The sequence below is a fragment of the Zarconia sp. genome, assembly GCF_057467645.1.
Window position 1 is genome coordinate 1 of the sequence record NZ_JBRJXU010000032.1, and the last position, 9,468, is coordinate 9,468.

Below are 9,468 nucleotides of genomic sequence, written 5' to 3' on the forward strand. Positions count from 1 at the left end.
GAATCTCTTCCCCGGTCGTGGGGGCGCAGCTCGAGCTTGAAGGGGCAACGACGAAGCACAAGGGAAAACAAGTTCGCGCTAAGGGTTTGTGTGATTTCCTTTGGTTCCATTACCGGTTTCAAACCCGGACCCGGGCACATTTGGGGAAGACATGATGGTTATTGTGCCACGAAGCCCAACCTGTCGGAAGAGCGACCTACCAGTTTTTGAGACTGGCATAGCTCTTCTGGGGTTTAGACTTATTGCTCTTGTGTCAGTTTGGGGAGAGAATCGCGAACAAAAACAATTCAAAGCCAGAATCAGCAGGCGATCTGAGATCGCCTGCTCTTCTCCTTCAATACTCCCCACGCTCGGGACTTTCGCCTCAACACAGAACGATCGGTCTCTAAACGGACTCGACTGTACGACGTGGAATCAATAGGGGATTCTCATTTACGCTGTTTCTGAGTAAATATTTATAACATTTCTTTAGATCGCAGGTACGAAGAACCGACAATGTAAAGCTAGCTGCCATCGATCGATTTTATAAAGAACTCGCATGTAGCGAATAGAGTAGGGTATACCCGCTCTTTAGCTTGGGGAGAATCCAACCTCTGGCATTGATACTGTAAGGTATCTCGTCTCAGTGGTTTCGTTGAACCAAGAATCCCCGTTCCGTTAGGTCAGGGAGTGTCAAGTAGGTTCGCGTTTAGATATCTAAACTAAGCGATAGCACCGATCGTTGAATGAAGTGCAAGTCAACGTTTGCTGAATAAGCGTAGACCTCAGACGAGTCAAGGGTGTTTATCCCAAATTTCAGTCCAATTTCTGTCTCGACGGTCTCCACATCCTCTTCGATTGAGGGTAAAAGCTTGGAAGCCTCGGGTCGTTTTGGGTGAAATGGTTGGTGGAGTTTTTATTCCCCGTTCCCAAATCCAAACTCTGATTCGATCGGTCCTCGTGAAGTGTTTTCGGAGTGCTCGTAATGGTTATATTCAGCAAAGTTGTTATCGTTCGAGTACTAGAATCTCCAAACTAAAAGCCAGCTTAGCGACAGTTTCAACCATCTCCAAATAAATCAATTTTTATGTTTCAACCTTTTCTCCAATACCTAGAACGAGAATTATTCAATCGCTTTGAGTTGCGCAGTCGTGAGATTCCGAGCGAATTGGAATTTCAAGTCAGCCAGCGAGGTAAAAACCCCGCAATGATCGAAAGCTGGTGTTATCAATGTCCCGAATTGCGAAAAGTCCGTTATACCTACATTAATGCTGGAGAAACGGCTCAAATTTTTAATAGTGTCATTTACCCGAGCCATCACTACGACGTGCCTTTGCTCGGAATTGATTTTTTAGCCTTTGGCACTAAGAAAATCTTAGTGGTTTTGGATTTTCAGCCCCTGTTTCGCGATCGGGATTATTTAGATAAATACATCGAGCCGATGCGCCCGATTCGAGAGCAATACAGCGAGCTGGCGCAAGATTTGCCGATGAAATTTTACGATGCCGATTGCTATTTCTCTCCCTATTTACTCTTTGCAAAAACGGATGCTGATACGGTTGTCAATCGACTGTTTCCTGCGTATCAAGAATATATCCAACTCTATTTTCAGATTTTAGAAAAAGCCGAAGTGAAGACCGAACAAACCGAAATCGATCGCATTGTCGAGGCGCAAAAAGAGTACGATCGGTATAGTGCCGAGCGCGACCCGGCTGCCGGTTTATTTAAAAGCTATTTCGGTCATGAATGGTCGGAAAGATTCCTCCATGAGTTCTTGTTTGAAGATGCGGTTCCAGTTGCTGTTTCTGCACAGACAAAGTAAAGCAATAGCCTCACGATCGAACCCAAATTTTTGAGTGCCCTTTTGTTTCATCCTTACAATACAACAATAGGAGAGTGTGTGTGACAAACCTCGGTACTATTCTTCCTTCTCCCATCGGAAAAGCCTCTGAATTAGGAGTGGGCTTCTTTGAAGATACTGCTCCCGTTAAACTTCGATCGAATCCGTCTTCCGAAGACCTAGATCTGATCGTTCGGTCTGTCTACCGCCAAGTCTTGGGCAACGCTCACGTGATGGAGAGCGAGCGCCTCATTACTGCCGAATCTCAGCTGGTTGGAGGAGAAATTGGCGTTCGGGAGTTCGTGCGCCAGGTCGCTAAATCGGAACTCTATCGCAGCCGCTTTTTTGACAAGAGTCCCCGACTGCGCTTTATCGAGTTAAATTTCAAACACCTCCTCGGTCGCGCTCCAGAAAGTCATGAAGAACTGGTTCTTCACAGCCAGATTCTCGATGAAGGGGGTTTGGAAGCCGAGATCGATTCATACCTCAATAGCGACGAATACCTTGATGCTTTTGGGGAAGACATCGTTCCCTATTATCGAGGTTACCGAACCCAGACCGGTCGAAACGTCGTGGGTTTCACTCATCTGTTCCAATTGCTGCGGGGATCTTCGGGGAGCGATGTCGCCAATACCCTGGGCGTCTTCTCCGGTAGTCAGACTGGTTCTCGGCTACAGCACTCTCTTCTGACCAATTCTCCCAGTGCAATTCATCCCCTCTCCGCCCCGTCGAAAACTCAGCCAACATTCGACGCCAGGCAAGTTATTGCCAAGGCTCTGAATCTCAAGACCTATTCGTCTTCCCCAGTCAGCACTCGAGTGACATCCAGCGTTGCCAAACCGGACGCTGGTATCGCACAAGCCCTGCAGCGCCAGTATCAAGCCTTTGAAGAAGGGACACCCATCGAGTTATGGCCCGGTCGTTCGGAAGAAGAAGTCGAAATCGTCATTCGTGCCACCTACCGCCACGTGTTGGGTAACGCTCACGTGATGGAGAGCGAGCGCCTCACCGTACCCGAATCCCAACTCAAGTTCGGTGAAATTAGCGTCCGCGAGTTCGTGCGCCAGGTTGCCAAGTCCGAGCTGTACCGCTCTCGATTCTTCGACAACTGCCCCCGCTATCGGTCGATCGAGTTAAATTACAAGCATCTCCTCGGTCGCGCGCCCGACGACTACTCGGAAACCTTCGCCCACAGCCAAATCCTCGATCGAGGTGGCTTCGAGGCCGAAATCGATTCCTACCTCGATAGCGACGAATACCAAGATGCCTTTGGAGAAAATACCGTTCCCTATTACCGGGGCTATCGAACCCAGACCGGTCGGCGACTGCTGGGATTCACCAATGCATTCAAGTTGCAAAAGAGCCAATCCACCAGCGATAAAGCTGGGGTGGAGGGTACGCAGTCTCGGTTGGCACGACCGCTCATCTACAATAATCCCGGTGGCAACGTTCCCGTCACGGATGTCCAAGCATTGATCGCCCAAGTGCTCACACCAAAGCCATGGGAAGTAAAAGCCTCAGGTGTTGCGTCGCCGACTTCTCAAGTCGAGTCAGACTTACAGCGCAAGATCGCCGAACAAGAGGCTCTCATCGAAACCCTACAAAAACAGTTGGCCGAGTTACAGCCGTTTTCAGGCATCGGACAGAGCTTGTTGGACAAGTGGCAGTCTGTCGATTTGTCTTCTCAAAAAGAAGGTTTTAGTTTCGAGGTGGAAACTCCAGAACCATCTGACCCCCTTCAAAAACAGGTAGAAGAGCAGGCGAGTCTCATTGCCGAGTTGGAAGCTAAAATTGCCGATTCCCGTCGTTTTGCCGCCATTGGAGAAGCGCGGTTGAATAAGTGGCGAAGCCGCAGTTTTTCGGGTTGATACAGCTTTGAGGATTGTGTGATTCAGAGCGATCTCGAAAAAATTTCTGGCTTGACGATTCACTCAGTGTGTTTTTCCCATTGAGAAATGGCTCGCCCGATTGCTCTGAGACTATCCTCCTTTTCCTCGACGCATGAAGCGTGTAAGGGTTAGGGAATACACAATAAAAATCGTCCTACATACGGAAAGTTGTAGGACGATTTTTTAGCTAAGAAGCAAAGCTAAGCCATGCTTCAAACATTTCAGCTACTAGGCAATCTCAGAAAGGCTGACAATTGTGCCACCGGTTTTGTGAATGCTCTGGATATTGTTGGTCAGCTGGTCGTAGCTGACCGTGTAAGAAATCGTGCTGCGCCGGGATGTGCCTTTGCCCTTGGCAACCTTAATCCGGAAGCGCTTGCCCGTGTTGCTGTAAGCACCCGATCCGCCAACTGGCGCAACGATACTCGTGGGCAAATTGGAGGCTAGCTCAGCAACGAGAGCAGACTTGGTGCTGCTATCGCTGGTGGCGTATCCCCGCGTCAAGGCAAACATCCGGTTGAAGCTGACATTTTTGAAGCCAACTTGCGTTTGGGTGCAGCGAGCATAAGGAACGGTATTCTCGCCGAAGTTGGTGAGGTATTCCTCGCTATCGATGTAGGAATCGATCTCCGCATCGTAGCCGCTTTCATTGTAGGTGAGGACGTGCTGGGAGATTTCCGCTTGGTCTTCGGGAGCGCGACCTAGGAGGTGCTTGAAGTTCAGTTCGATGAACCGATACTGAGAAGAACTCTCGAAGAACCGGGAGCGATAAGCATCAGATTTGGCAACGATGCGTACGAACTGGCGGACGCTGATATCGCCGTTGCACAGTTGCGATTCCGCACTGATGAGCCGATCGCTATCGATTAAATGGGCATTGCCCAAGACTTGCCCATAGACCGCACGAATCACTGCTTCCACGTCATCTGGCGTGGCGTTGGGACGTAATTCGACGGGGTCGCTGTTGATGGCCCATAAAGACATTGTATTTTTCTCCTGATGTAATGTGAATTGAGAGGTTAAAAAATGTCAAAAAGTGAAAAAACGAGCGTTCGGGATGCAAAAGGTGAACCCTTCGCACCCCAGTCATTGAAATAACCTACACTTCAGTGATGCTAACGATCGTGCCGCTCGAGCGATTGATCCGCTGAATTTGCGGGGTCATCCGATCTCCAGGAACGATGTAGGTGGTGGTGCTGCGACGGCGACGGCTGCAGTCAAATTTGGCACCCTTGACCACGATCTTGAAGGTCTTCGCCGTGGCATCGCCGTAAGGACTCAAACGACCGCCCGCCTTGGGAGGAACGATGGGGCTGGTGCTGTTGGTCGCAATGGCTTCCACCAAATTGGAGGACTTGGTCGCCGTATCGGCTTCGGCCGGTCCCCGGAACAGGGCAAACATCCGATTGTAGCCGACCTGCTTTTGACCCACTTGGGTTTGAGCGCCCCGATAGTAGGGAACGGTATTTTCCCCGAAAGCGGTCTGATACTCGGCGCTATCAAGGTAAGAATCGATTTCCGCATCATAACCGGAAGTGAGGACGCCATCGAGATGCTCGGCGATTTCAGCTTGACTGTCGGGAGCGCGACCGAGTAAGTGCTTGAAGTTCAGCTCCACGAAGCGATAAGGGGCGCAGCTTTCAAAGAAGCGCGAGCGATACAGCTCGGACTTGGCGACGGCACGCACGAACTCGCGGACGCTAATATTGCCGTTACAAAGCTGTGATTCCGCACTCACCAAGCGCTCGCTTTCCATCAGGTGGGGGTTGCCCAAAACCTGGCGGTAGACGGCTCGAATCACCGTTTGCACGTCTTCAGAAGAGCGCGTGGGCCACAGTTCTAAGGGAGGACCGGCAAAGGCATCGATCCCGAACTTGACGGCCGGAGCAGTACTGACCATGAGTGAATTTCTCCTAGATGAATAAAGTATTAGAGCGTCGCGGGTTGGCTATTGTTGAAGGAAGCCGCGCAGGTTAAAATATATGTCTATATGTAAACATTTTTGACCGAGTGCTGCCCCCATCAAAATAGCTGGCACGACGGTTAACTAGAACGTGGTATTTGAAAGTTGGGCACCACAGATGGGCTGCAACTTAAAGTTCGTTCCCGAGAATTTCAACGCGAAGCTCGATGTACCACTGACCCGCGAACGGGCAGTGCGGTGTCCGAAAGACGCGCGAACGAGGGAAACGAATATCGCTCGATCTACGATCGAGCGCGATCGCCCACCAGATCGAACAACCTCCGCGGGCGATCGCGCAACATCTAGATTCCCTAGACGGCGGTGATACTAGCAATCACACCACCTTGACGGTGAATCCGCTTGTATTCTTCGGAAAGCCGATCGAACGGCACCAAATACACCTTGTTGGAGCGACGGAACTTCGACACCCGATTGACCACTTTGGAGCGGTAGCCGGTGACTTCGATCCGATACATTTGACCTTCCGAGGTCGCTCCAGCGCCTTGGCGAGCGCGAGGATCGATGGCAGGCTCCGAAAACGCCCAACCGGCAGAACCACCGGAAGGCGGAACCACAGCTGTTGGCACTTCTTGAATCACCAAACGATTCAGACGAGGACTCTTGCCGGCTAAGCTACCTTTGAGGTCGCTGCTGGATGCTCCGCGCTGGAGTTTGAAGAAGTGGGTAAATCCAACCATTTTCTTCCCGGTTTGGGTTTTGTAACCGCGCACGAAGGGAACGGTATCTTCCCCAAAAGTTTCTTGATACTCGTCGCTGTCGAGATAGGAATCGATATCTGCTTCAAAGCCTTGTTCATCGAGAATTTGGCTGTGGGCCTTCATCTCTTCGTAGCCATCGGGAGCGCGACCGAGCAAGTGCTTGCAAGCCAACTCCGTATAGCGGTAGCGAGGGCAGCTATCGAAAAAGCGGGAGCGATACAGTTCGGACTTGGCAACAGCCCGCACGAACTCGCGCACGCTCAGTTCGCCGCGCTTGAATTGAGATTCGGGAACGGCGAGTCTTTCGCTTTCCATGACGTAGGCATTGCCCAAGACTTGCCGGTAAACGGCATTGATTATCGCTTCGGCTTCCTCTTCGGAGCGACCGGGCCACAGTTCAAAAGGGGGAGTATCTTCATATAAGGCTACCCCAAGTGGAGATGCGGGTCCAAAAGTCATTAAATTTTGTCTCCTGGGTTACTAAAGGAATTGAGTAGAAAGAATATACTCTCGGGAGTTGTCGAGGGGCCGATCGAGCGAAATCCAACCTTTCGCCATGCCTGAATTTGGTTTTTCAAGAATCGATCGCATTGACAGACAACCCCTGGGCACCGCAGCTTGACTAAAAGAATTATTGTCAAAAAGTGCTTCTAAGCTTTCATCATAAAGAGTTACAAACCGTGAAACATTTAAGATTTGTAACTCTTCGCGTTGTGGTACAAGTGCTCTAGAGCTATGACTCGTGAGGATTTCGAGTGGTCACAAGAAACTCAGAATCTCGATCTCCCTTTCTCATATTGAAAGGTTTAAGATTCTGAGGGTTTCTGGAGAAACTCAGGAAAGATTACAGAGAGATCAAGCCAAAAGCTGCTAAGGCACTGGCAATCAAAAGACCTGAAACGAACGTGGCTCCAAAGATCGCGATCGCCGCACCTGCCAAACGAGCCTTGCGCGGGGGCAGATCGGTCCACTGGGCATTCTTGAGTCCACCACCTTGGAAATTGTAGCCCAATGCCTCGAGCTGGGCGCGGTAGTCTGCGCCGTAGCGGGGCATCCGGGCAAAGGGCAACTCGCCCAACTCTCGCTGGGGCAAAATCCGTCGCCGCTGATAGGGAACGGTATTGTCGCCAAAATTATCTTGATACTCATCGCTATTCACCAGAGCATCCACAAAGCCTTGCAGCCCTTTAGTTGCCAGCACCGTCGACCAAGCAAACTTTTCGCGCTCGTCGTACACATCCCGCCCGAGAACGCGCTGGAGGCACATTTGCACGAAGCGGTAGTTGTTGTTGCACTCGTAGTTGCGGGTGCGGAAAGTATCCGAGAGAACTAAGCCCCGAATGAAGTCTCGCACGGTGATTTCCCCCGATCGAAGCTGAGATTCGAGGGGTTTTTGGCGATTGGAACTCAGAAGTTGTTGTTCGTTGAAAACCTGGCGATAGGCTGCTTGAATTAAATTATCGACTTCAATACCCGAGAGATCGTTCTCGAGGGAGTCAATTCGGGGATGCTCGTCTCCAGGGATTTCATAGCCCGCGACCCGCTGATTTTGTGATTTAGAGGGGTAGCTCAGTAGAGGGAGTGCCATATTGTACTCTTCTCCTATATTGCTAAATGGTGTGAGATGACTTTGACCGAACAAAGTGTTTGCTTTGTTTTTTTTGGATCGATTTTTACGATAAGTAAAACTACTTATTTTATTAATAAACCCATCCTAACCATACGCAATCGGAAATAATTTCGATCGAAATGTCATAAACTGTAAAAATTTGTGCAATTATCTGTAACATTTATCCCTGGAAACTGAGAATTGACCGCTCGTCGAAGCGGACCCAGTTCTCACAATCGACACATTATATATATGAACATTCTGCATCGGTATGATACAGAAATCAGACTGTCCCCTCGGAATTTGCCACCGACATTTGCCAAGTTAAGGAGCTAAAGCGATGGAGAATCTTGCCCCCAAAACCCCGAACGATAGTAATCCTGAAGCCCCGGCGATGACGGTGGAACAGGCGATCGCCAATTTGCAGCAACTCGAAGACCTCGGCATCCGCTACTATGCCGCTTGGTGGTTGGGAAAATTTCGCGTCCGGGAACCCGAGGCGATCGAAGCGTTGTTGGGGGCTCTCGTCGATGAAGCCGATCGATCGCCCGATGGCGGGTATCCCCTGCGGCGCAATGCCGCCAAAGCCCTGGGTAAACTGGGCGATTCCCAAGTGGTGCCGGCGTTGATTCAAAGCTTAGACTGCCCCGACTACTACGTGCGCGAATCTGCCGCCCAAGCCCTGGAAATGCTCGAAGATGCCAGGGCGATTCCCCCGTTGAAGCAGCTGATGGAAGGGGGGGTTGCCGCGGCGGTTCCCGTTCCCGGAAAACCCCATTTGGTGCAGCCCTACGATTCGATTATCGAAGCCCTGGGAACCCTGAGAGCCACGGAAGCCACCGAGGATATCGTGGCCTTTTTAGAGCATCCCGTGGAGCGAGTCCAGTATTCGGCGGCCCGTGCGATGTACCAACTAACGGGGGAGACGAAGTATGGAGAACGGTTGGTGCAAGCCCTCGAAGGTCCGGATTTGCAACTGCGCCGTTCTGCCCTAATGGATGTGGGGGCGATCGGATATTTGCGGGCCGCCGAACCGGTGTCGGAAACCCTCGCCGAAAATAGTCTCAAATTAATTGCCCTTAAAGGGATTCTGGAGCGCTATTTAGGAGATACCATCGAGGAAAATGTGACCTTCGAGAAGGCTGCTCTTCGCGATCGTTCCGTAGAAATTATGGCGCTGATGGATTCTTTGTTGTGAGAAGGGGGAATGGGGAACGGGGAATGGTTTTAGGTGTTGGGAAATCGGGAATAGGGAATGGAAAAAACCTATTTCTTCGATCGTGTCAATAAACTAGCGCGAAGCGCTATAAAATCTAAAATCTAACGTCAGTTCGGGTTAAGAGTCGATGTTTCACGGGTTCAACAAGAGAATCGAGGTGTGAGAACGATAAATGCTGAAAATCAGTAACGGCAAAATTAAGATTTCAGCTTATCCCGAACTCACGTTAAAATCTAAAATCTAAAATCTA

At 50.4% G+C, this 9,468-nt stretch carries 7 protein-coding genes; 3 read left to right on the forward strand and 4 right to left on the reverse strand.

The genetic code is table 11. From position 1 onward, the window contains the following. Positions 1–1,066: 1,066 nt before the first annotated feature. The gene (locus tag AC2215_RS04960) at positions 1,067–1,801 is read left to right on the forward strand and encodes a 15,16-dihydrobiliverdin:ferredoxin oxidoreductase (protein ID WP_486808854.1); all 735 of its coding nucleotides are present in this window, start codon (positions 1,067–1,069) and stop codon (positions 1,799–1,801) included. Positions 1,802–1,881: 80 nt separating this feature from the next. Next, complete coding sequence (locus AC2215_RS04965; RefSeq protein ID WP_486808855.1) at positions 1,882–3,687, forward strand: phycobilisome rod-core linker polypeptide; 1,806 nt, start codon at positions 1,882–1,884, stop codon at positions 3,685–3,687. 249 nt (positions 3,688–3,936) lie between these two features. Here AC2215_RS04965 and AC2215_RS04970 read toward each other — a convergent pair whose 3' ends face one another. From AC2215_RS04970 to AC2215_RS04985, 4 genes are all read right to left on the reverse strand, one after another. Further along, positions 3,937–4,692: a phycobilisome rod-core linker polypeptide gene (locus AC2215_RS04970; RefSeq protein ID WP_486808856.1), complete on the reverse strand. Its 756-nt coding sequence runs from the start codon at positions 4,690–4,692 to the stop codon at positions 3,937–3,939. A 115-nt stretch (positions 4,693–4,807) separates the two neighbouring features. Continuing rightward, on the reverse strand, positions 4,808–5,608 hold the full coding sequence (locus tag AC2215_RS04975) for a phycobilisome rod-core linker polypeptide (protein ID WP_486808857.1): 801 nt from the start codon (positions 5,606–5,608) through the stop codon (positions 4,808–4,810). A 374-nt stretch (positions 5,609–5,982) separates the two neighbouring features. After that, a complete protein-coding gene (locus AC2215_RS04980) occupies positions 5,983–6,849 on the reverse strand; it encodes a phycobilisome rod-core linker polypeptide (protein ID WP_486808858.1) in 867 nt (288 codons plus the stop codon). A 385-nt stretch (positions 6,850–7,234) separates the two neighbouring features. Next, positions 7,235–7,978, reverse strand: coding sequence for a phycobilisome rod-core linker polypeptide (locus tag AC2215_RS04985; RefSeq protein ID WP_486808859.1), 744 nt, complete (start codon positions 7,976–7,978; stop codon positions 7,235–7,237). A 361-nt stretch (positions 7,979–8,339) separates the two neighbouring features. Here AC2215_RS04985 and cpcE point away from each other — a divergent pair, with 361 nt between their 5' ends. Then, positions 8,340–9,197 (forward strand): C-phycocyanin alpha-cysteine-84 phycocyanobilin lyase subunit CpcE, encoded by an 858-nt coding sequence (gene cpcE / locus AC2215_RS04990; RefSeq protein ID WP_486808860.1) that lies wholly within the window; start codon positions 8,340–8,342, stop codon positions 9,195–9,197. Positions 9,198–9,468: the final 271 nt, after the last annotated feature.